Source organism: Halomonas heilongjiangensis (assembly GCF_002879645.1).
In the GTDB taxonomy this organism is placed as follows: domain Bacteria; phylum Pseudomonadota; class Gammaproteobacteria; order Pseudomonadales; family Halomonadaceae; genus Halomonas; species Halomonas heilongjiangensis.
The window spans coordinates 112863-135482 of the sequence record NZ_PNRE01000033.1; the positions used below are offsets into that span (position 1 = coordinate 112863).

Consider the following 22620-nt stretch of genomic DNA (forward strand, 5'->3'; position numbering starts at 1 on the left):
ATTCGGCGTCCTTCAGGAGGGTTTGCGGCGCAGCTCGCCATTCAGCGCCTTGATGATGGAGTAGCACATCAACAGCATCACGATGGAGAACGGAATCGCCGTCGCCGTCACCCCGGCCTGAAGCGCCGACAGCCCGCCGCCGAGCAGCAACACGATGGCGATCAATCCCTCCACCGTGGCCCAGAACATCCGCTGCGGCCGGGGAGCATCGATCTTGCCACCGGCCGTGATGGTATCGATCACCAGGGAGCCGGAATCCGACGAGGTGACGAAGAAGATCAACGCCAGAGTGATGCCCAGGGTAGACATCAGGCCCGTCAGCGGCAGCTCATTCAGCATGCCGAACAGCGACAGCTCGGGGCTGTAATTGTCGATCACGTAGTCCTTGACCAGGCTGCCCGCAGGGTCGGCATAGAGCTGATCGAGCGCGATGCCACCGAAGACGCCCATCCAGATGAAGATGAACAGACTGGGAACCAACAGTACACAGATCACGAATTCCCGCACCGTGCGCCCCCGCGACACCCGAGCGATGAACATGCCGACGAACGGTGCCCAACTGACCCACCAGGCCCAGTAGAAGACTGACCATGCTTGACGATAGGCATCATCGTCACGGCCGACGGGGGCCGACAAGGGGACGAACTCCTTCACGTAGGTCGAAAGCCCCGTCCAGAACCCGTTCAGGCCCACCAGGGTCGGGCCGGCGAACAGCACGAAGAAGAAGAACAACACGGCCAGGATCATATTGATCTCGGAGAGCTTCTTCACGCCGCCCTCGAGTCCGCGCCAGACCGACACCAGGGCCACCGCCGTCACCAGCAGGATGACGATGACCTGAAAGGTGGTGCTGATCTCCAGGCCAAAGACGAAATTCATTCCCGCATTGGCCTGCTGTGCCCCGAGTCCGAGTGCCGTGGCCAGGCCAAATAAGGTGGAAAACACCGCCAGGATGTCGATGGCATGCCCCCACCAGCCCCAGACACGCTCGCCGAGAATCGGGAAGAACGCCGAACGAATGGAGAAGGGCAGGCCCTTGTTATAGGTAAAGATGGCCAGCGCCAATGCCATGACCACATAGACGGCCCACCCATGGATGCCCCAATGGAGAAAGGTGCCGGCAAGGCCCAGGGCGGTTGCTGCGGGAATGGCCTCCGGATTCAGCTCGCCATCGGCCCCGAACGGTGAGGCAATGCCCAATGGCAAGGAGACGTTGGCATGATAGACCGGCTCCAGCACACTGAAGAACAGCAGCCCGATACCGATGCCAGCGGTGAACAGCATCGCAAACCAGGACAGGTAACTGTGCTCCGGTCGGGCATCGGGACCCCCCAGCCTGACCGACCCATAGGGCAGGACGACGAGCGCCACACAGAACAGGATGAAGAAATCCACCACGATCATGAAATACCAGTCCAGTGTCCTGGTAGAGAAACCGACAATGGACTGGAAAAGGCTCCCCGCCCTCTCCGGAAACAACAGGGTGAGGACGATGAAGACGACCGAAGCAAGCGCCGATACGATGAAGACCCGATTGTGGATATCGAAGCCGATGGGCCCCAGTCGCCCTTCGATATTGTCCTGGCCAACGACGTAGTCCGTCTGCATATCGCTGTTCATGGGAGGCGACGCGGGGTCGCTCGTGGTATTCATGAGATGCCTCTCCTTATTGTAATTTATGGAATAGTCAGGGTTTTCTTGTCATAGGCCAACAACCTCGTCTTCATGGAATGACTGCGGTGCTTTGGCTCAACAGGTAGAAACCAGAGGGTTAGTGGCGGTACCTCCTGATGTACTACCGGCCCGTCGCGCGACTAGGGCCGGTCGGCGGGCGGGGCCGGGAAGCGCGCGCGCCGCTCGAGATCGTCCAGGTCGATGGTGTTGCGCATGTACTGGGTACTGGCATCGAACAGCGGCTGGTGGTCCCAGGGCGTGACCCTGCCCTGCATGAGCGCCCGCGAGACCAGCCTGCGGCGTCGCTGGCTCGCGATCACCTCGCCGTGCAGCCGCTCGTAGTCCCAGCGCCGGGCGACCTCGTCGCGGAACTGCTTGCACAGGTCCAGGTGCGCGGGATCCTCGGCCAGGTTGTTGAGCTCCAGCGGATCGGCCTCGAGGTCGAACAACTGGTCCGGATCCGGTGCCGTGTGGACGAACTTGTAGCGCCCGCGGCGGATCATCAACAACGGCGCGATGGCGCCCTCGCCGAGATATTCGCCGATCACCTCGTCGTGGCCGCCGTTGCCGGTCAGGTGCGGCAATAGGCTGCGACCGTCGACGGGCACGGCATACTCCGGGGCGGTACCGTCGTGGGCGAGCTCGGCGAAGGTCGGCAGCAGGTCCATGGTCGACACCGATTCGCTGACCCGTCCCGGGGTGAAGCGGCCCGGGGCGTGGACGATCATCGGCACCCGCGCGGAATCCTCGAACCAGCTCATCTTGTACCAGAGGCCGCGCTCGCCGAGCATGTCGCCGTGATCGCCGGAGAACACGATGATGGTGTCTTCGTCGAGACCGGTCTCTTTCAAGGCCTTCAGCACCTCACCGATCTGGTCGTCGACATAGCTGAGCGCCCCGTAATAGGCATGGCGCGCGTTGCGGATCTGCTCGTCGCCGAGGGTGTCCTCGTCGAGCTGGTAGACATGACGCAGGCGCCTGGAGTGCGGGTCCATCCGCTCGCGCGAGTAGGGCACGCGAGGCATGTCGATGGCGTCGTGGTCGTAGCGGTCCCAGTACTCCTGCGGGATGGTATAGGGATCGTGCGGATGGGTCAGCGACACGGTCAGGCAGAAGGGACGCCGCTCGCCGTTGCGGGCCGGGTTGTTGCGAGCCGGGTTGTTGCGAGCATAGTCGTAGAGGAAACGCTTGGCGCGGAAGGTGACCTCGTCGTCGAAGTCGAGCTGGTTGGAGCGCACGCAGGGGCCGGCCTGAATCACCGAGGACATGTTGTGGTAGTAGCTCGGGCGGGTCTCGAAGTCCTCCCAGTCGACGAACCAGCCGTAGTCGGCCGGGTAGATATCGGTGGTCAGGCGTTCCTCGAAGCCGTGCAACTGGTCGGGGCCGCAGAAGTGCATCTTGCCCGACAGCGCGGTGGTGTAGCCGGCATCGCGCAGGTAGTGGGCGAAGGTCGGGGTGTCGGCGGGGAAATCGGCGGCGTTGTCGTAGCCGCCGATGCGCGACGGCAACTGGCCGGCCATCAGCGTGAAGCGCGACGGTGCGCACAGCGGGCTGTTGCAGTAGGCCGAATCGAAGACCACGCCCTCGGCGGCCAGGCGCGTCAGGTGCGGCGTCTTGACCAGGGGGTGCCCGTAGACGGGCAGGGCCGAGGCCGCCATCTGGTCGGCCATCAGGAACAGGATGTTGGGCTGCTTGCGGGTCATGGGGCCTCCTGTTGTTGTAGAGACGAGTTGTAGAGACGTGTCGTCGATGCGAGCGATGAATGAGGGTACTCGCTCCACGCCTGGACTGGCTGTCACGACAGTCTCCCTGCTAATCTCAAGGCCTGTAAACTCGCTGAATTTTTATGGGAGGCATTAGGCAAGCTAATGTCATGGATAGGCAGGGCGGCGTCGCCCAACGGCCTGCGGGTCTTCGAGGCGGCGGCACGGCATCTGAGTTTCACCGCCGCGGCGCGAGAGCTGCGCTCGACCCAGTCGGCCGTCAGCCAGCAGGTCCGCGCCCTGGAAGAGCAGCTCGGCTTGCCGTTGTTCGAGCGCATCTATCGCGGGGTGAGGCTGACCGAGGCGGGCCAGGCGCTGTTCGTCAGCGTGCAGGAGGGGTTCGCGACCATCGATCGCACCATCGACCGGCTCCAGCACCGGCATCGTCATCCGCACGTCAATATCCTCACCGACTTCTCGTTCGCGGCTTACTGGCTGATGCCGCGCCTACCGCGCTTCCGTGAACGGCATCCGCATATCGACGTGCGCATCGTGACCAACCAGGGTGTGCTCGACTGGCGAACGCAGGAGGTCGACGTGGCGATCGTGTTCTGCGACGAGCGCACCCTCGCCGCCGGCGTGCCGCGACTGTTTCACGAGGAGGTCTTCCCGGTCTGCAGCCCCGGCTTCCTGCAGCAGCACGGGCCGATCGAGTCTCCCGAGCGACTGGCCGAGCTGCCGCTGCTGACCTTGACCGCCGACCAGGGGCAGAGCTGGCTGGACTGGCCGAGCTACTTCGCGCAACTGGCGGGCATCGGCTATCTGGAATCCTCGGAGCTGACGTTCAACAACTACACGCTGCTGATCCAGGCGGCGATCGCCGGACAGGGCATCGGGATGGGGTGGCGAGGCCTGGTCGACGACCTGCTCGACGGCGGCATGCTGGTCGGCCTGCACGGCTTGGCATTGCGCTCGCCGCGGGGCTACGGGCTGATCGATGCCCAGCCGGAGGCCTCCAGCGAGGCGAAGCGAGCGCTCCAGGAGTGGGTGCTGGCCGGGGCGGCGCAGCCCCGGGATGCGTGCGAAGGGGAAGTGGGCCGGACGAGAGCCGAGTAGCCCTCGGCCGGCAAGAGTTATCAAATACCGAGGATCTCCTTGGCCTGCTCGAGCAGGGCCACGGACTCGTCGTGGTCGCCTGCCCCGTGGGCCTCCTCGCCCCGGGCACGCAGGTCGCGGACCTCCTCGAGCTGCCCCTCGTCGAGCATGGCGACCGTGGCCTCGTCCTCCAGGGCCTCGTCGATTTCGCCCATCAGGGCCGGACACATATTGGCCCAGGCGGATGCCGTGAACAGCATCAGCGCCAGGGCGGCAAACAGTTTCTTGATCATCGCTGGTTCTCCCTGCGGTGGTGGCCGCTTGAAGTATAGGTCCGCCGCTGGATTCACGCCCATGCACAAAGGCCCGCTGCCTCAAGACAGCGGGCGCTTGTGGTGCGGGCGGGATCAGCCGACGGCGGCGATACCGGCCCTGGCGATCTGCACGTCCTGGTCGGGCTTGACCCCGGAGACGCCGACGGTGCCGGCGACCTGGCCATCGACCAGCACCGGCACGCCGCCGGCGAGCAGGCCGGACAGCGGCGCGGAGAGGAAGGCGTTGCGGCCGCCGTTGATCATCTCCTCGAAGGCCTGGGTCTCGCGGGCACCGAGGGCGGAACTGCGCGCCTTCTGGGAGGCGATGTCTGGGGTCATGGCCGGGGCACCGTCGAGGCGACGCAGGCCGAGCAGGTGGCCACCGTCGTCGGCCACGGCGATGGTCACTAGCCAGCCGTTGGCCTCGGCCTCCTGCTGGGCGGCATCGAGGATGGCGTTGACGTCGGTCAGGGTCAGTACGGGTTTTGTTTTCATGCAAGTCTCCTTGGTTAGGATCAGCTTCGGGCTTCGGGCTTCGGGCTTCGGGCTTCGGGCTTCGGGCTATGGGCTACGTCGCTCGCAGCTCGGTGCCCGTTGCTCGTGGCTGGGTTTAGTGCCTCATCGACGATCTCGATCCAGTGGCGTACCGGGGTGCGGTTGGCGCCGGCGAGGTGGGTCTGGCAGCTGAATGCATAAGCGCCGTGACGTTCACGTCAGCGCCTCGTCGACGATCTCGATCCAGTGCCTCACTGGCGTTCTTCCGGCACCGGCCAGGTGGGTCTGGCAGCCGATATTGGCCGTGACGATCACCTCGGGGTCGCCGGCCTCCAGATTGTCGAGCTTGTTGTCGCGCAACTGCGTCGACAGTTCGGGCTGGGTGATCGAGTAGGTGCCCGCCGAGCCGCAGCAGAGATGGGCGTCCTGCACCGGCGTCAGGCTGAAACCGAGCCGGGTGAGCACACCCTCCACGGCCCCGCCGAGCTTCTGGGCGTGCTGCAGGGTACAGGGGCAGTGGAAGGCCAGGCGCCTGCTCTTCTCGAGCGTCAGGGGGGCGAGGTCCTCGTCGCGCAGCACCTCCACCAGGTCCTTGGCCAGCTCGCTGATGCGCTTGGCCTTCTCGGCATACTGCGGGTCGTCTTCGAGCAGTTCGCCGTACTCCTTGACGAAGGCGCCGCAGCCGCTGGCGGTCTGGACGATGGCTTCCACCCCGGCCTCGCCCGCTTTCTCGATATGCGGCCACCAGGCATCGATGTTGGCGCGCATGCGTGCCCGGCCGTCGTCCTGGGCGTTGAGGTGGTAGTCGATGGCGCCGCAGCAGCCGGCTTCCGGGGCCGGGGTCAGGCCGATGCCGAGGCGGTCGAGCACCCGGGCGGTGGCGGCGTTGGTGTTGGGCGAGAGCCCGGGCTGTACGCAGCCCTCGAGGATCAGCATCTGACGCGCATGACGTCCATGATCCGGGCGCTGGCCGGCATCCACCGGGGCCGGCGGCATCTTGGCCTTGAGCGCGCCGGGCACCAGCGGCTTGAAGATCAGGCCGAGCCTGAGCAGGGCCTGGAAGCGCTTCGGATCCACCAGCGCCTTGCGCAGCCCGTAGCGCAGGGCGCGCTCGCTGGCCTTGCGCGGTACCCGGCGCTCGATCTCGGCGCGGCCGATGTCGAGCAGCTTGTGGTACTCCACCCCCGAGGGGCAGGTGGTCTCGCAATTGCGGCAGGTCAGGCAGCGATCCAGGTGCAGCCGCGTCTCCTCGGTGATCCGGTCGTCGTCGCCGCGGCTCTCGAGCAACTCCTTCATCAGGTAGATGCGGCCCCGCGGACCGTCGCGCTCGTCGCCGAGCAGCTGGTAGGTGGGGCAGGTGGCGTTGCAGAAGCCGCAGTGCACGCAGGTGCGCAGCACGCGGTCGGCCTCGCGGATATGCGGCTGCTTGAGGGCTTCCTCGGTGAAGTGCGTCTGCATGTCAGCTTTCCATCACTCTCAGAGGGCCGCGTAGAGTCGGCCGGGGTTGAAGATCCCCTTCGGGTCCAGCTCGGCCTTGAGGTTGCGGTGGTACTTGGCCACCACCGGCGCCAGCGGGGTAAAGGGCTCGGCCGTTCCCCCGCTACCGAGGTGAGGGCCATGGCAGGTGGCATGACCGCCGGCACGGGTGCAGGCCTCGCGAATCGTCTTGTCGTCGAGCTCGCTTCTCAGCCAGCGCTGGGTGCCGGCCCAGTCGTAGAGTGGGTCGCCGTCGGCGACGCCGGGCAGGTCGATCACCGGGGTGTGGTGGGGCAGCGCCAGGCGCCACAGGGGACGCGGGTCCTCCTTCGAGAAGAACGCCAGCCGCTGTTCGCGCAGCGCGGCCCAGAAGTCGTCCCTGAGCTCGTCGCCGCCCAGCCGGTCGGCGGTGGCGGCCACCGAACTCGGCCCGCCCTCGAGGCGCAGGTGCAGGGCGCCGTCGAGCCAGGCGGCGGCGGTGATCGGCAGCGGCTGACGGCCCCACTCGGCGAGTTTCTCCAGGGCCCGGGGCAGCGGCATGTCCAGGTGCAGGCTGCGAGTGGCGCCGGGACGCGGCAGCACCTTCATGGTGACCTCGGTGAGCAGCCCCAGGCTGCCCAGGGCACCGACCATCAGCCGCGACAGGTCGTAGCCGGCCACGTTCTTCATCACCTGGCCGCCGAAGCGCTGCTCGCGGCCCTCGTGGTTGATCACCCGGACGCCGAGCACGAAGTCGCGCACGCTGCCGGCCCAGGGGCGCCGCGGGCCGGAGAGCCCGGTGGCGACCATGCCGCCGACGGTGGCGTCATCGCCGAAGTGGGGCGGCTCGCAGCCCAGCATCTGGCCGTTCTCGGCCAGCGCGGCCTCGAGCTCGGCCAGCGGCGTGCCGGTGCGCACCGAGACGATCAGCTCCACCGGGTCGTAGTAGGTGATGCCGCGGTGTTCGGTGGTATCGAGGATACGGCCCTGCACGGGCCTGCCGTAGAAGGCCTTGGTATCGCCGCCGACGATGCGCAGGGGTGTGCCCTCGGCGTCGGCGCGGCGGATGCGTTCGGCCAGCGCCTCGCTGGCGTCATGATCCCTGGGAGGCGTTGCAGTGTTGGCCATGATCGTTTCGGCTCCTCAGAAGCGCGGCAGCTCGGGATGCGGCAGCTGGCCCGCGTGCACGTGCATGGCGCCGAACTCGGCGCAGCGGGCCAGCGTCGGGATGTTCTTGCCCGGGTTGAGCAGCCGCTCGGGGTCGAAGGCCGCCTTCACCGCATGGAAGGTGGTGATCTCGTCGGGGCGGAACTGGGCGCACATCTGGTTGATCTTCTCGCGGCCTACGCCGTGCTCGCCGGTGATCGAGCCGCCGACCTCCACGCACAGCTCGAGGATCCTGCCGCCGAGCGCCTCGGCCTGCTCGAGCTCCCCCTCGCGGTTGGCATCGAACAGGATCAGCGGGTGCATGTTGCCGTCGCCGGCGTGGAAGACGTTGGCCACCCGCAGGCCGTACTCCGCGGAGAGGTCGGTGATGCCCTTGAGCACCCGGGGCAGCTCGCGGCGCGGAATGGTGCCGTCCATGCAGTAGTAGTCCGGCGACATGCGGCCCACCGCGGGGAAGGCGTTCTTGCGCCCAGCCCAGAACTTCGCCCGCTCGGCCTCGTCGCGGGCCTGCTGGATGCCGGTGGCGCCGGCGGCCTCGAGTACCCGGCGCACCGTCTCGCAGTCGTCGTCGACGTCGGCCTCGACGCCGTCGAGCTCGCAGAGCAGGATCGCCTCAGCCTCCACCGGGTAGCCGGCGCGGATGAAGTCCTCGGCGGCGCGGATCGCCAGGTTGTCCATCATCTCGAGCCCGCCGGGGATGATGCCGGCGGCGATGATGTCGCCGACGGCGCGGCCGGCCTTCTCCACATCGTCGAAGCTCGCCATCAGCACCTTGGCGGTCTCCGGCTTGGGCAGCAGCTTGACGGTGATCTCGGTGACCACGCCGAGCATGCCCTCGGAGCCGGTGAACAGCGCCAGCAGGTCGAAGCCCGGGGCATCCAGCGCCTCGGAACCGAGCGTCATGCGCTCGCCCTCGATGGTCAGTACCTCGACCCGGAGTACGTTGTGGACGGTGAGGCCGTACTTCAGGCAGTGCACGCCGCCGGCGTTCTCGGCCACGTTGCCGCCGATCGAGCAGGCGATCTGCGACGAGGGATCGGGGGCGTAGTAGAGGCCGTAGGGAGCGGCGGCCTCGGAGATGGCCAGGTTGCGCACGCCGGGCTGGAGGCGGGCGGTGCGGGCATCGGGGTCGACGGCGAGGATGCGATCGAAGCGCGACATCACCAGCAGCACGCCCTGCTCCAGCGGCAGGGCGCCGCCTGAGAGGCCGGTGCCGGCGCCACGGGTGACCACCGGCACGCCCAGCGCCCGGCAGCGCTTGAGCAGGGTCTCGACCTGCTCGAGGGTCTCGGGCAGGGCGACCAGCATGGGCAGCACGCGGTAGGCGGAGAGACCGTCGCACTCGAAGGGGCGCAGGTCCTCCTCGCGGTGCAGCAGGGTCAGGCCGGGAGCCGCTCGCTGGAGTTCGGCGAGCACCGCGGCCTTGTCGATGCGCGGCAACTCGCCGTCGAGCCTGTCGTCATGGAGGATATTCATGGTGACTCCCCGTGCGTCTCGGTAATCAGCGTCTCGGTAATTCTGTGACCGCGGGCGACAATCTGTGGTTTTGTTGCGCGCCTGTCCAGCCTATGGTGTGGTGGTCAGACCAGTAATTCGTCTATTATATGGAAAGTATTTCCAATCTACGCCCTTGCAGCGTAAACGGCCAGTCGCCGGTTTACCACTGCGATCGGGCACTCCAGGGAGCATGCGATGGCCTTCCCGACCGACGACCTGCGAGGTGGCATGCGCACCCCCGAGAGCGTCGCGGCCAGGCTCGAGCAACTGATCCTCGATGGTGTCTTCCGCCCCGGGCAGCTGCTGCCCTCCGAACGACGCCTCTGCGACAAGCTGAGGGTGTCCCGTGCCTCGCTGCGCGAGGGGCTCAGGATCCTGCGCAGCAAGGGGATCATCGAGACCCGTCATGGCCATGGCTCGACGGTGGCGCACCTGCTGCCCGCCCAGGACCAGAGCCCGCTGATGCATCTGTTCAGGAGTCATCCACGGACCCTGTACGACCTGCTCGAGGTGCGGGCGTTGCTCGAGGGAGAGTCGGCGCGGCTCGCCGCGAGCCGGGGAACGCCGGCGGATCGGGTGCTGATCTCGCGTCGCTACCGGGAGCTGGCGGACTATGCAGAAGCGGCCGATCCGATCGACGTGGAGCAGTTGGCGCGCCTGGACCATGCCTTCCACCTGGCGATCTGCCAGGCCTCGCACAACCCGGTGCTGGTGCACACCCTGCAGAGCCTCACGGACCTGCTGCTGAGCTCGGTCTTCGCCTCGGTGAAGCACCTCTACCATCGCCCGGGGCCGCGGGCGATGATCAACCGACAGCATGCCCGGCTGCACCGGGCCGTGGTGCAGGGCAAGCCGGAGCTGGCGCGGCGCGTGGCGCTGGAGCACCTCTCCAGTATCGGCGACAACCTGCGGGAGATCGAGGCCGAGAACGAGCGCCTCGAGCGCTCGGCCATGCGCCTGGAAGGCTGGGAGTGAGGGCGGCGCAAGGCGTCTCTCCGTCGGCTGGCACGCTTGATCGGTGATACAACCCACCTCGAGGAGAACCCCATGGCAATCTATCAATACGGCGAACAGGTTCCGGTCATCGGCGAAGGCGTCTACGTGGCCGAAACCGCCGATGTGATCGGGCAGGTCACTCTCGGGCGCGACGCGAGCGTGTGGTATCAGGCGGTGCTGCGTGGCGATACCGACCATCTCGAGGTCGGTGAACGCGGCAATATCCAGGATGGTGCCGTGCTGCACGCCGACCCGGGTTTCCCGCTGAAGATCGGCAAGGGTGTGACCGTGGGGCACCAGGCGATGCTGCATGGCTGCACCATCGGCGATGGCAGCCTGGTCGGCATCCAGGCGGTGATCCTCAACGGCGCGGTGATCGGGCGTAACTGCCTGGTCGCGGCCGGGGCGGTGGTCAAGGAGGGCGCCGAGTTTCCCGACAATTCGCTGATTGTCGGCGCCCCGGCTCGGCTGGTCAGGGAGCTCTCCGAAGAGCAGATCGCCGGACTCGCCAGGAACGCGACGGGTTATGTGGAGCGGGGCAGGCTGCACGCGCGCGAGCTCAAGCGCATCGACTGATCGGTAGCGACTGCCCGCCCGGCGCGTGGGCCGAAACGACACCGCCCCCAGGGCCATGCCATGGGGGCGGTGTCGTTGCCGGGTCACGGTGGCATATCAGCCGGCGCGCAGCAGCGGGTCGGAGACGCCGATCACGTAGAAGGCGGTCAGGGCGATCAGGCCGGTGAACACCAGGTAGTAGATGGTCGGCAGGATGGTCTTGCGAATGGTGATGCCTTCACGACCGAGCAGGCCCACGGTGGCAGACGCCGCCACCACGTTGTGAATGGCGATCATGTTGCCCGCGGCGGCACCCACGGCCTGCAGGGCGACCATGAAGGCGGTGGAGACCCCCAGCGCCTCGGCCACGTTGAACTGGAACTCGGCCAGCATCAGGTTGGAGACGGTGTTGGAGCCGGCGATGAAGGCACCGAGGGCGCCCACGGCCGGGGCGAAGAAGGGATAGACCCCGCCCACACCATCGGCGACCAACTGTGCCATGGCCACCGGCATGGAGACCAGATCGGCGGCATTGACGCCCGAGTTGATCAGGATCCGCACCATGGGAATGGTGAAGATCAGCACGAAGCCGGCGCCGAAGATGGTCCGGGTGGACTCGCCGAAGGCGGCCTTGAGTTCGCCGGCACGCATGCGGTGTAGCACGGCAGTCACCAGCACCACCATCAGCAGAATGCCGCCGGGCAGGTAGAGCGGCTCGATGCTGCCTGACACGCCGGCCTCGCCGAGGATATTGCTCCAGCCGACGCTCAGGGAGGTCAGCGCGGCCTTGAGCGGTTCGATGGTGCGCGAGGCTACCAGGAAGATGGCCAGCAGCACGTAGGGAACCCAGCCCATCAGGGTGGTGATCGGGGTCTTGCCCACGACATCTTCGGTCTTGATCACCAGCTTGCCGATCCACTCGTCCGGCCAGGAGGTGCTCTCGGGGAAGTCCCAGGTGTCGCTGGGGATCAGGAAGCCGCGGCGCGCCGCCGGCACGACGATGGCCAGGCCGACCATGGCACCGATCATCGACGGGAATTCCGGCCCCAGCAGGACGCCGGCCAGCATGTAGGGCACCACGAAGCAGACGCCGGCGAAGATCGCGAAGGGCGCGATGGAGAGGCCTTCCCTCCACGAGCGGTTGGCGCCGAAGAAGCGCACCATGATCACCACCATGATCAGCGGCATCAGGATGCCGACGATGCCGTGGACGATGGCCACTTCACCGGCGATCAGGCGGAAGTACTCGGTCCAGGTCGCGCCGTCGGCGGCCAGGCGTTCGGTGATGGCTTCGCGGTTGATGCCGCCGGTGACGCCGACCACGATCGGGGTACCCACGGCGCCGAAGGAGACCGGCGTGGACTGGATCATCATGCCCACCACCACGGCGGCCAGCGCGGGGAAGCCGAGCGCGACCATCAGCGGGGCGGCCACGGCGGCGGGGGTGCCGAAACCGGACGCGCCCTCGATGAAGCAGCCGAACAGCCAGGCGACGATGATCGCCTGGACGCGGCGGTCGGGGCTGATGCCGGAGAAGCCCTTGCGGATCGCGGTGATGCCCCCCGAATGCTTGAGCGTGTTGAGCAGCAGGATGGCACCGAAGATGATCCACAGGATCGAGACGGTGAGGATCAACCCCTGGAGGGTCGAGGCGAGTACCCGGTTGAAGGTCATCTCCCAGGCGAAGAGGCCGATCAGGGCCGTGACCACGAAGACGACCGGCATGGCCGTCCTGGCGGCCACACGGAAGCCGATCAGCAGTACTCCGGCCAGTACCAGGGGCACGAAGGCGAGTAGTGCAAGAGTGGTATCAGTCATGAGGCTGGTTTTCCTCGGGTGGTTGTCGAACGGGTCGCGAGGCTTGGCATTCGCCTGCCGTCGGGCGGCGGACGGTCGCAAGATACGCCTACTCCGGCCGGGATGACCATATCTGGAGAATTGGTATGACCAATATGTGGAGGGCTTTCCTTTTTGCCGATAGTGATGGAAGGCATTGAAAATATGGTTGTTCTTACGCGCCTGGGCGAACGGTTTCCGGCCGGGGAGGGCGCGACCGCTTAGACTAATGGACAAGCCAGTGTCGCCAGATGGCCAGGAGAGAGGTGCCGGTTGGCGGGGCTCGGCAAAGCCTGGCACTATCGACTCATGAATCTCACCGGATGCGAGGAGTCGGCATGGCACGGATACTCTACGACCTATGCGGTATCGATGAGGGCCTGCGTTTCTCGCCCTACTGTTGGCGGGTCAAGTACGCCCTGGCACACAAGGGGCTGGACGTGGAGGCGCGGCCCTGGCGGTTCACCGACAAGGAGGCGCTGGCCTTCGCCGGGCACGACAAGGTGCCGGTGCTCGTCGATGGCGACGAGGTGGTGACCGAGAGCTACGACATCCTGCGCTACCTCGATCGCGCCTACCCCGAGGCGCCGTTGCTGGGAGAGGGCGTCGCCGAGGCCCGGGCGCGCTTCTTCAAGCACTACGCCGAGCGCTCGCTGGCTCCGGCGATGATGCGCACCATCATCATGGACCTGCTCAACGCCATCCATCCCGGTGACCGCGACTACTTCCGCGAGACCCGCGAGAAGCGCTTCGGTCGCGCCCTCGAGGAGTTCCACTCGCCTGCCAAGGGGCTCGCCCAGCTCGATGCCGCCCTGGAGCCGCTGCGTGGCCACCTTCAGGAGTCCGATTATCTCGACGGCGATGCCCCGGCCGCAGCCGACTATCTGGTCTTCGGGAGTTTCATGTGGGCCCGCTGCGTCTCCAGCGCCGACCTGGTGTCCAACGCCGACCCGGTCTACGCCTGGGTCGAACGCATGCTCGACCAGCATGGCGGGCTGGGACGCCGTGCCATGCGCGTCACCGATATCGAGGGCGCCTACCGCTGAGCCGGTGGTGTCCGTCCGCAGGGCCAGGAATGATCACCCAAGGAGAGAAAGATGATCGAGCTCTACTACTGGACGACGCCCAACGGTCACAAGATCACGATCTTTCTCGAGGAGGCGGGCCTGGAGTATGAGGTTCGCCCGATCAACATCGGCCGGGGGGAGCAGTTCACCGCCGAGTTCCTGGCCATCGCGCCCAACAACCGGATTCCGGCCATCGTCGACCGCATGCCCGCCGATGGTGGCCAGCCGCTGGCGCTGTTCGAGAGCGGTGCGATCCTCGAATACCTGGCCGACAAGACCGGGTGCTTCCTGCCGCAGAGCGGCCGCGAGCGCTACGTGGTAGTGCAGTGGCTCTACTGGCAGATGGCCAATCTCGGCCCGATGGCCGGGCAGAATCATCACTTTCTCAACTACGCGCCCGAGAAGATCGAGTACGCCATCGAGCGCTATGTGAGGGAGACCTCCCGGCTCTACGGTGTTCTCGACCGCCGGTTGGACGACCACGAGCATGTCGGCGGCGACGACTACTCGATCGCCGACATGGCCATCTACCCCTGGGTGAGAGCCTGGGACAAGCAGGGGCAGGACATCGAGGAGTATCCCAACGTGCTGCGCTGGATGCGCGCCATCGAGGCGCGCCCGGCGGTGCGGCGTGCCTATGCGCTGGTGGAGAACATCAACCCGAGCGATGGGGTGGAGATGGACGAGGAGGCCCGCCAGTACCTGTTCGGGCAGCGCTGAGCCACCGTCTTCCCTGCGTGTGCCCGACCGGCGTCCGGCCCCTGGCCTGGCGGTGACCCCCGGCGACCTGGATAGCCGTGGAAATGGGTGTTGCGATGCACAAGAAGCCCTGCTATGTTGCAATGCAACACAAGGCATTCTGCCTTGGCTTGCCACCCAGATGGAGGTGTCTCATGAGCAAAGCAACCACCGAGAAAGCTACCGAGCAGTTTCAGAGCGTGTTCGTCGAGCCGGCGCGTGCCTACGGCTCGCTGGCCCTGGAGTACAGCGAGAAGCTGATCGCCGCCCAGTTCGACGCCGCACGCGCCCTCACGGACATGAGCCTGGCCCAGACCCGCAGCTGGCTGGACGTCAAGGATCCCGACAGCTTCAAGAAAGTCGTGGAAGGCCAGCAGAAGGCCGCCCAGGACCTGGGCGAGCGCTTCAAGGGTGACGCCGAGAAGGTCGTGGCGCTGAGCCAGGAGTACCTTCAGAAGGGCCAGAAGCTGGTCGAGGAGAGCGTGAAGTCGGCCACCGCCGCCGCCAAGTAACGCCATCGGCTGCCCAGGCGGCCGGATAATACTGCGGGCCGCCCCCTTCGGGGGGCGGCCCGTTCTCGTTGTGTGGAGAGGGGGGCGTCACGCCTCGTCTCCTCCGAGCAGGGCGATGACCTCGTCATCCTCCACCTGGCCGAAGTCGACGAAGAACTGGCCGACGGCCCGGAAGTGACGCGGTGCTTCGAGGCAGACCACCTCATCGGCCAGGGCGGCGAGCCTTTCCACGGTATCGGGCGGGGCCACGCCGATCGCCGCGATCAACCGCGCAGGGGCGCGCTGACGGAGGGTGGTCAGGGCGGCGGCCATGGTAGCGCCGGTGGCGCTGCCGTCGTCGATCACCACCACGGTGCGTCCCCTCGGGTCGATGGGGGCGCGCACCGGGGTGTAGCGGCGGCGCCGCTCGGTGATCAGCTCGCGCTGGCGCTCGATCTCCTCGGCGAGCACCCCGTCGGGGCAGTGGCGGGCCTCCTCCTCCAGGTACACGCTGCCGTCCTCGCTAACCGCGCCGATGGCGAATTCCGGGTTGCCGGGGGCTCCGACCTTGCGGACCAGCACCACATCCAGCTCGCCGTCCAGGGCGTCGGCGATGATTCGTCCCATGGGGGCGCCGCCCCGCGGAATGGCCAGCACCAGCGGGTTCTGCCCTGCCAGGTGGCTCAGCCTCTCGGCCAGGCGCTCGGCGGCTTCGCGGCGATTGCGGAACATGATGACCTCCGTTGCGGCCGGTTCTTCTTCGATAGTCTAGTCGGCTCTCGTCACTCCGACGAAAGGCGGGGCGAATGTGGAAATGTTTTCCGTATACAGTTTTTTAGTCTATTGTGTTTCTCACGTTAGGCATAGGTTGTATACAGATAAACACAACAAGCGGAGACATTTCTTATGCGACACCGCCCCCCCGTTCGCCTGCTGGCCGGCGCCCTGCTGATCGGCGGGCCGCTGGCCGGCGTCGCCCAGGCGGCCACCTGGAGCGACACCTTCATCGGCTATCGCTATGGCACCCAGTTCACCGAGCCGAGCAACCCCCGGGACGTCGAGAAGCACGTTCTGCAGTTCACCCACGCCAGCGGCTACGCGCTGGGGCAGAACTTCCTCAATGTGGACCTCCTGCAGTCGGACCGCGCGGACCCCACCGAAGCCGGCGGCGATACCGGCGCCACCGAGGCCTACCTCACCTACCGCCATCAGCTCCACTACGGGAAGCTGTTCGGCGCGGCGCTGGCCTTCGGGCCGGTCGAGGAGGTGGCGTTGAGCGGCGGCGTCGACCTCAACACCAAGAACACCGAGTTCGCGCCACGCAAGCGCATGCTGCTGGCCGGGCCGACCCTCAAGTTCAACGTGCCCAGGGGCTTTGTCGACCTGAGCCTGTTCTATGCACACGAGTGGAACCACTGCGGGGCGAGCTTCTGCAACGTCGACGAGATCGAGTTCGCTCCCTACTACCAGCTCAACCTGGCCTGGGGGCTGCCCTTCGAGGCGGGCACCCTGCCGCTGAAGTTCCAGGGCTTCTACAACTACAACGGCGAGAAGGGCGACGACTATCAGGGCAATGCCACCAAGCCCGAGCAGCTGATGCGCACCTCGCTGATGCTCGACGTGGGCAAGCTTGCCTGGGGCGAGGAGAACCAGCTGTGGGCCGGGGTCGGCTACGAGTACTGGCGCAACAAGTTCGGCAACCACGGCAAGCCCGGGGTGGATACTGACGCGCCCACCTTCCAGCTCGAGTGGCACTTCTAGGCCCTGAGCATGTGGTGATGTATACAACTTTATGCCAAAAAGTGGCCTTTTCATGGTCATTGGTGGCGACATGCGGTATGCATTGACGACGGACAACAGCCCCGGATAGCTCCATGACAACCAAGACGCGCAACACCTCGCTGTTCGACTTCTACGGTCGACCGCCTGTCTACAAGGCGCTGCCCATCTCGCTGCAGCACGTGCTGGCGATGATCGCCGGCGTCATCACCCCGCCGATCATCATCGCCGGGGTGGTGGGGTCCACCCCCCAGGAGAAGCTGCTGCTGATCCAGGTGGCGGTGCTCGCCTCGGGCATCTGCACCCTGTTCCACCTCTACGGCGTGTGGAAGTTTGGCGCCCGACTGCCGGCCATCTTCGGGGTGGGGTTCGCCTACGTGCCGACCCTGATCGCGGTGGGTGGCCAGTTCGGCATCGAGGGGATCCTCGGCGCCCAGCTGATCGGCGGCATCATCATGATGGTGGTCGGCTACTTCATCCAGTACATCCGCCACCTGTTTCCGCCCATCGTGGCGGGCACCGTGGTGCTGGTGATCGGCCTCTCGCTCTACGACATCGCCATCCGCTACATGGCCGGCAGCGGCAACGTCGACGCCGAGGGCTTCGGCGACCTGGCCAACTGGATGGTCGGCATCATCACCCTGCTGGCGGTGCTGGTGGCCTCCCAGTTCGGCCGTGGCGTGGTCAGGCTGTCGGCGATCATCATCGGCATCCTGGTCGGCTATATGGTGGCGCTGCCGATGGGCATGGTGGACTTCAGCGCGGTGGCCGAGGCGCGCTGGGTGGCGGTGCCCGAGTTCATGCCCTTCCAGATGGAGTTCCACTCCGCGGCGATCGTCTCCATGGTGGTGATCTGCGTGATCAACTCGGTGCAGACCATCGGCGACCTCTCCGCCACCAGCGTGGCGGGCATGAACCGCGAGCTGAAGACCCGCGAGCTGACCGGCGGCCTGCTGGGCAACGGCCTGACCACCGCGCTGAGCTCGCTGTTCGCGGCGCTGCCGACCTCTACCTTCAGCCAGAACGTCGGTATCGTGGCGATGACCAAGGTGATCAGCCGCTACGTACTGGCCATCGCCGGCCTGTTCATGTTGCTGGCGGGCCTGAGCCCCAAGTTCGGCGCCATCATGACCACCATTCCCTACCCGGTGCTGGGCGGCGCCACCATCACGGTGTTCGGCATGATCACCATGACCGGCATCCAGCTGCTCATCAAGGACGAGCTCTCGGCGCGCAACCTGACCATCGTCGGCCTCTCGCTGGCCCTGGCGCTGGGCATCGCCGAGGTACCGGCGGCCATCGAGCAGTTCCCGGAGATGGTTCGCAACATCATCGGCGGCGCGCCCATCGTGGTGGCGGCGATCACCGCCTTCGTGCTCAACATCGTGCTGCCCCGGCGCTCCCTGGCCGATGAGCAGCGCGAGCGCGAGGAGATCGCCCGTGCCGACGCCGAGGCGGCCGGCGAGAACGCCGATGCCGGTGAGGCCGAGGCCGCCCCCGAGCGCTGAGTTCCGTCCCCTCTCACGCGCCACACCCGCCCGGCCAGCGCCGGGCGGGTTCCCGCGTGGCCATCCTGCCGCATCCTTCGGTGGACATCCGAGGGACGGGGAGCGCACCCGGATAAACACCGCAGGGCGCCGGCATCACCGGCGCCCCGCGGCGGATGAGGGAAGGACGTCAGGCTCGGGTGGGGCTCAGCGGCTCTCCTCGGCACGGGCCTCGAGGCGCAAGCGGGCGATGCGATTGATCTGCTCCACCGCGGTGCGGCGCTCCTCGGCGGGGTCGTTCTCCAGGCGCGTCTCGAAGGCGTCGAGGATGGCGTAGCGGTCGCTGCCCTTCACCGCCATCACAAAGGGGAAGCCGAACTTCGCCTTGTACGCCTCGTTGAGTCGCTCGAAGCGTGCGAGCTCCTCGGGCGAACACTGGTCGAGGCCGGCGCCGGCCTGCTCGCGGGTGGAGTCGTCGGTCAGGTCGCCGGCGATGGCGGCCTTGCCGGCCAGGTCGGGGTGGGCGCGGATCACCTCCAGCTGACGCTCGGCGGGGGCGGAGGAGAGCGCCTCACCCATCGCCTCGGCCAGGGCGGCGGGGGTGTCGTGGCGCGCCTCGAGGCCGTTCTCCCAGGCCAGCTCGGCGACCCAGGGGGAGTGCTCGTAGATCTCGCCGTAGCCGGCCACGAAGGCGGCCTTGTCCAGCCGGCTGGGGCGCGGGGTCAGGGTCTTGTCGGTCATTGTCATGCTCCTGCGGGTGGTTTCCGGATCTTCTCGACTAAATGTATACAAAAAATGTTTTGAAATGTACTCCAATAATGTCTAAAACTGTCTTCATGAGGTGAGGGTAGCCTTCCGGCCCCGTCACCGACAAGCGAAACCCGCGATTCACCCCCGACGCTCACCACAACACTCACGACAACACAAGGAGAGTCACGATGGGACGTCTGACCACCCACGTTCTCGACACCGCCCAGGGCCGCCCCGGCGAGGGCATTCGCATCGAGGTCTATCGCCTCGAGGGCGAGGGCCGCACCTGCCTCAAGGAGGTGGTGACCAACGACGACGGCCGCTGCGATGCGCCGATCCTCGAGGGCGAGGCCTTTTCCGTCGGCGAGTACGAGCTGGTGTTCCACGCCGGCGACTACCTGCGCGCCCGGGGTGTCGAGGCGCCGGAACCGCGCTTCCTGGACGTCATCCCGCTGCGCTTCGGGGTGGCCGACGCCGACGCGCACTACCACGTGCCGCTGCTGCTGTCGCCCTATGGCTACGCCACCTATCGCGGCAGCTGAGGGTTACCACTCGCCGACTTGTCGCACCACGCCCGGTCGTCAGTCATCAACAACAATGCAATAAAATGAGGTTCCCCTCATGCAAGCCTACCTGCTGGATTTCGCCAACTTCATGCTGCGCTGGCTGCACGTCATCGCGGCCATCGCCTGGATCGGCGAGTCGATCTACTTCGTGATGCTGGACAACGGCCTGCGCACGCCCAAGGCCGCCGAAGACCGCGACAAGGGCGTCTTCGGCGAGATGTGGGCCGTGCACGGCGGCGGCTTCTACCACAACCAGAAGTACGCCACGGCGCCGGCCAAGCTCCCCGAGGACCTGCACTGGTCGTTCTGGAAGGCCTACACCACCTGGCTGTCGGGCTTCGCCCTGTTCATCCTGCTCTACATGGCCAACCCGAGCTTCTACCTGGTCAACCCCAACAGTAGCTGGGAGTGGGCCGCCAACATGAGCGGCTGGCAGGCCAACGTGGTGGCGCTGCTGTTCCTGCTCGGCGGCTGGGTGGTCTACAACGAGCTGTGCAAGCGCATCAGCCCCAACATGACCCGCGACGGGGTGCTGAGCCTCGCGGTGGCGGTGATGATGGTGGTGGTCTCCTACCTGAGCATCCAGATCTTCTCCGGTCGCGCAGCCTTCCTGCTCACCGGTGCGGTGATGGCCACCGCCATGTCGGCCAACGTCTTCTTCTGGATCATTCCCGGCCAGCGGCGCATGGTGAAGGCCATGAAGGCCGGCGAGGCACCCAACCCGCTGGACGGCAAGCGCGGCAAGCAGCGCTCGGTACACAACACCTACTTCACCCTGCCGGTGGTGCTGCTGATGATCAGCAACCACTACTCCTTTGCCTACTCCCACGAGTACGCCTGGGTGATCATGTCGCTGTTCATCTTCGGCGGTGCGCTGATTCGCCAGTTCTTCGTGCTGATGCACTCGGGCAGGATCCAGCCGGCCTATCCGGTGGCCGGGACGGCGCTGATCGCCGTAGCGCTGTGGATCGCCGCCCCGGCCGTCAGTGCTCCGGTGGGGGAGCGCGACACCGCCGGTGCCGGCCCGAACCTGGAGGAGGTGCATGCCATCGTCGAGACCCGCTGCGTGGCCTGCCACTCGCGCCAGCCGACCCAGCCCGGCTTCAACGCCCCGCCGGCCGGGGTGGCCTACGATACCCCGGAGCAGACCGCTAGCCAGCGGTCCCAGATCCAGCAGGTGGTGGGGAGTGGCTACATGCCGTTGGGCAACATGACCGGCATGACCGACGAGGAGCGCGAGGCCATCGCCGCCTGGAGCGATTGATCCCTACCGGCGACGCGATCCGCGACGACCCGCCGTTGCGGCGGGTCGTCGCGCGCGGGACAGTCGTCGGTCGGGTCGCTTAGCGTATACAATGAGGGCAGTCAGGGGTCGAAGGAGAGAGCTTCATGAACCAGCGCCAGACCGTGGCCGAGCGCAAGCCTGCCGGCACTCGCCTGGGCAAGAATGGCGATGGTGCCGAACGCCATGATGCCATCTACCGCTCGATCAGCGATGCCATCATCGAGCACCGGCTCAAGCCGGGGGCTCGTCTGCGTGAGGATGCCTTGTCGGAGGTGTTCGGCGTCAGCCGGACCGGTATTCGCAAGATCCTGCAGCGCCTGGCCCTGGAGCAGCTGGTCACCCTGACGCCGCGGCGTGGCGCCAGCGTCACCCGGCCCACGGCCGACGAGGCCAAGGATGTCTTCGATGCCCGCCAGATGATCGAGTGCGGCTTGATGCCGGAGGTCGCCCGGCGCATCACCGATGCCGACGTACGCGAGCTGCGTGACATGGCACGGCGCGAGCGCGAGGCGCTGAAGTCCGGCGAGCAGAGCACGGCGATCAAGCTCTCCGCCGCCTTCCACGAGCGCCTGGCCCGGCTCTCGGGCAACGCCACCCTGGCCGAGTTCGTCGGTCGGCTCTGCTCGCGCTCCTCGCTGATCCTCGCCGTCTACGGCAACGCCGGCCACCTGGGCTGCGAATCCCACGACCACGACGACCTGATCGGCCACCTGGAAGCCGGCAACGGCGAACGCGCCCAGGCCTTCATGAGTCGCCACCTCAAGGCCATCGAGGCGTCGCTCTCGATCGTCGAGGAGGGGGAAGAGGCGCCCGACCTGCACAGCATCTTCGGCGCCTGAGGGCGCGGTGCGGGTAGGGCATCCCGGGCCAGGCTGGCCCGGGAGGGGGCAAGGGACCAGGTCGCGCTTACGACCGGGTCGGGGCGGCCGCGACCGCCTGGTTGCGCATCATGAAGTAATAGAACAGGCCGCCGAGCCCGGCGCCGATCAGCCAGGCATAGCCGTTCAGCGCCGCCAGGGCGGGAACCCACACCGAGGAGATCGAGAACAGCGCGGCCAGCCCGAACGCCATCAGGGCCTTCTGGTTCCAGCCCTTGACGTAGTAATAGGCACTGCCGGGGGCCGAGGAGAACATCTGCTGGATATCCAGCCGCTGATGCTTCACCAGGTAATAGTCGACCACGATGATGCCGTAGAAGGGCGCGATGATGGCGCCCAGCGCATTGACGAAGCCGGGCACGCCGATCTGGCTGATCACCGAGACCCACAACGCGCCGACGAAGAAGGCGATGATCGCCGTGATCAACCCGCCAATCTTGAAGCTGATCCGGCTCGGGAAGAGGTTGGCCAGGTCGTAGGCGGGGGGGATGAAGTTGGCGACCAGGTTGATCCCCACGGTGGCGGCGAAGAAGGTCAGGGCGGCGACGATGGTCAGCGGCAGCGAGTCGACGCGCTCGACGATGTCCGCCGGGTTGGTCAGGGCGTCGCCGAACAGCACCAGGGTGCCGGCGGTGATGATCAGGGCGATGAACGAGAAGAAGGCCACGTTGAGCGGCAGGCCGAGCAGGTTGCCGAGCTTCATCTGGCGCTCGGTCTTCACGAAGCGGGTGAAGTCGCCGAAGTTGATCACCACCGCGGCGAAGTAGGCGACCATGGTGCCGACGATGGCCA

Annotated in this window: 22 protein-coding genes; 11 read left to right on the forward strand and 11 right to left on the reverse strand. The window is 66.6% G+C overall.

The features are described from left to right. Positions 1 to 12: 12 nt before the first annotated feature. Both C1H66_RS07315 and betC read right to left on the reverse strand, forming a co-directional pair. Positions 13 to 1653, reverse strand: coding sequence for a BCCT family transporter (locus tag C1H66_RS07315; protein WP_170064113.1), 1641 nt, complete (start codon positions 1651 to 1653; stop codon positions 13 to 15). 161 nt (positions 1654 to 1814) lie between these two features. Beyond that, positions 1815 to 3377 (reverse strand): choline-sulfatase, encoded by a 1563-nt coding sequence (betC, locus tag C1H66_RS07320; RefSeq protein ID WP_102627240.1) that lies wholly within the window; start codon positions 3375 to 3377, stop codon positions 1815 to 1817. 165 nt (positions 3378 to 3542) lie between these two features. Between betC and C1H66_RS07325 the strand changes: the two genes are divergently transcribed. Next, entirely contained in the window at positions 3543 to 4493 is a 951-nt protein-coding gene (locus tag C1H66_RS07325) for a choline sulfate utilization transcriptional regulator (RefSeq protein WP_102627241.1), read from the forward strand. A gap of 20 nt (positions 4494 to 4513) precedes the next feature. Here the strand turns inward: C1H66_RS07325 and C1H66_RS07330 are convergent, their stop codons facing one another. The 5 genes from C1H66_RS07330 to glcD form a co-directional block, all read right to left on the reverse strand. Continuing rightward, a complete protein-coding gene (locus C1H66_RS07330; RefSeq protein ID WP_102627242.1) occupies positions 4514 to 4765 on the reverse strand; it encodes a hypothetical protein in 252 nt (83 codons plus the stop codon). A 114-nt stretch (positions 4766 to 4879) separates the two neighbouring features. Then, positions 4880 to 5281 carry a GlcG/HbpS family heme-binding protein gene (locus C1H66_RS07335; protein WP_102627243.1) on the reverse strand — a complete coding sequence of 134 codons (402 nt, stop codon included), beginning with the start codon at positions 5279 to 5281 and terminating at the stop codon, positions 4880 to 4882. 213 nt (positions 5282 to 5494) lie between these two features. Then, positions 5495 to 6739 (reverse strand): glycolate oxidase subunit GlcF, encoded by a 1245-nt coding sequence (glcF, locus tag C1H66_RS07340; protein WP_102627244.1) that lies wholly within the window; start codon positions 6737 to 6739, stop codon positions 5495 to 5497. A gap of 18 nt (positions 6740 to 6757) precedes the next feature. Then, the gene (gene glcE / locus C1H66_RS07345) at positions 6758 to 7864 is read right to left on the reverse strand and encodes a glycolate oxidase subunit GlcE (protein WP_102627245.1); all 1107 of its coding nucleotides are present in this window, start codon (positions 7862 to 7864) and stop codon (positions 6758 to 6760) included. 15 nt (positions 7865 to 7879) lie between these two features. Next, positions 7880 to 9379 (reverse strand): glycolate oxidase subunit GlcD, encoded by a 1500-nt coding sequence (glcD, locus tag C1H66_RS07350; protein ID WP_102627246.1) that lies wholly within the window; start codon positions 9377 to 9379, stop codon positions 7880 to 7882. 216 nt (positions 9380 to 9595) lie between these two features. On the opposite strand from glcD, the gene glcC reads away from it, so the two are divergent. Next, positions 9596 to 10375, forward strand: coding sequence for a transcriptional regulator GlcC (gene glcC, locus C1H66_RS07355; protein WP_102627247.1), 780 nt, complete (start codon positions 9596 to 9598; stop codon positions 10373 to 10375). A 72-nt stretch (positions 10376 to 10447) separates the two neighbouring features. Next, positions 10448 to 10972, forward strand: a complete 525-nt coding sequence (locus C1H66_RS07360) for a gamma carbonic anhydrase family protein (protein ID WP_102627248.1) — start codon at positions 10448 to 10450, stop codon at positions 10970 to 10972. A gap of 96 nt (positions 10973 to 11068) precedes the next feature. Here C1H66_RS07360 and C1H66_RS07365 read toward each other — a convergent pair whose 3' ends face one another. After that, a complete protein-coding gene (locus C1H66_RS07365) occupies positions 11069 to 12769 on the reverse strand; it encodes an L-lactate permease (RefSeq protein ID WP_102627249.1) in 1701 nt (566 codons plus the stop codon). Between the two features lie 356 nt (positions 12770 to 13125). On the opposite strand from C1H66_RS07365, the gene C1H66_RS07370 reads away from it, so the two are divergent. The 3 genes from C1H66_RS07370 (at position 13126) to C1H66_RS07380 (ending at position 15104) form a co-directional block, all read left to right on the forward strand. Continuing rightward, complete coding sequence (locus C1H66_RS07370) at positions 13126 to 13833, forward strand: glutathione S-transferase N-terminal domain-containing protein (RefSeq protein WP_102627250.1); 708 nt, start codon at positions 13126 to 13128, stop codon at positions 13831 to 13833. Positions 13834 to 13884: 51 nt separating this feature from the next. Further along, positions 13885 to 14574 carry a glutathione S-transferase C-terminal domain-containing protein gene (locus C1H66_RS07375; protein ID WP_102627251.1) on the forward strand — a complete coding sequence of 230 codons (690 nt, stop codon included), beginning with the start codon at positions 13885 to 13887 and terminating at the stop codon, positions 14572 to 14574. Positions 14575 to 14747: 173 nt separating this feature from the next. Next, positions 14748 to 15104: a phasin family protein gene (locus C1H66_RS07380; protein WP_102627252.1), complete on the forward strand. Its 357-nt coding sequence runs from the start codon at positions 14748 to 14750 to the stop codon at positions 15102 to 15104. Between the two features lie 87 nt (positions 15105 to 15191). Here C1H66_RS07380 and C1H66_RS07385 read toward each other — a convergent pair whose 3' ends face one another. Beyond that, on the reverse strand, positions 15192 to 15815 hold the full coding sequence (locus tag C1H66_RS07385; RefSeq protein ID WP_102627253.1) for a phosphoribosyltransferase: 624 nt from the start codon (positions 15813 to 15815) through the stop codon (positions 15192 to 15194). 174 nt (positions 15816 to 15989) lie between these two features. Between C1H66_RS07385 and C1H66_RS07390 the strand changes: the two genes are divergently transcribed. Both C1H66_RS07390 and C1H66_RS07395 read left to right on the forward strand, forming a co-directional pair. Then, a complete protein-coding gene (locus C1H66_RS07390; protein WP_102627254.1) occupies positions 15990 to 16844 on the forward strand; it encodes a hypothetical protein in 855 nt (284 codons plus the stop codon). Between the two features lie 113 nt (positions 16845 to 16957). Then, positions 16958 to 18370 carry a uracil-xanthine permease family protein gene (locus tag C1H66_RS07395; RefSeq protein WP_102627255.1) on the forward strand — a complete coding sequence of 471 codons (1413 nt, stop codon included), beginning with the start codon at positions 16958 to 16960 and terminating at the stop codon, positions 18368 to 18370. Between the two features lie 186 nt (positions 18371 to 18556). Here C1H66_RS07395 and uraD read toward each other — a convergent pair whose 3' ends face one another. Beyond that, positions 18557 to 19090 carry a 2-oxo-4-hydroxy-4-carboxy-5-ureidoimidazoline decarboxylase gene (uraD, locus tag C1H66_RS07400; RefSeq protein ID WP_102627256.1) on the reverse strand — a complete coding sequence of 178 codons (534 nt, stop codon included), beginning with the start codon at positions 19088 to 19090 and terminating at the stop codon, positions 18557 to 18559. Between the two features lie 197 nt (positions 19091 to 19287). Here uraD and uraH point away from each other — a divergent pair, with 197 nt between their 5' ends. The 3 genes from uraH to C1H66_RS07415 all read left to right on the forward strand — a co-directional run bounded on the left by uraH (position 19288) and on the right by C1H66_RS07415 (position 21789). Further along, a complete protein-coding gene (gene uraH / locus C1H66_RS07405; RefSeq protein WP_102627257.1) occupies positions 19288 to 19641 on the forward strand; it encodes a hydroxyisourate hydrolase in 354 nt (117 codons plus the stop codon). A gap of 79 nt (positions 19642 to 19720) precedes the next feature. Further along, positions 19721 to 20929 (forward strand): urate hydroxylase PuuD, encoded by a 1209-nt coding sequence (locus tag C1H66_RS07410; RefSeq protein WP_102627258.1) that lies wholly within the window; start codon positions 19721 to 19723, stop codon positions 20927 to 20929. Positions 20930 to 21054: 125 nt separating this feature from the next. Beyond that, entirely contained in the window at positions 21055 to 21789 is a 735-nt protein-coding gene (locus C1H66_RS07415) for a GntR family transcriptional regulator (protein WP_102627259.1), read from the forward strand. A gap of 67 nt (positions 21790 to 21856) precedes the next feature. Here C1H66_RS07415 and C1H66_RS07420 read toward each other — a convergent pair. Then, a partial coding sequence (locus tag C1H66_RS07420) for a cytosine permease (RefSeq protein WP_205738637.1) occupies positions 21857 to 22620 on the reverse strand: 764 nt, incomplete at its 5' end.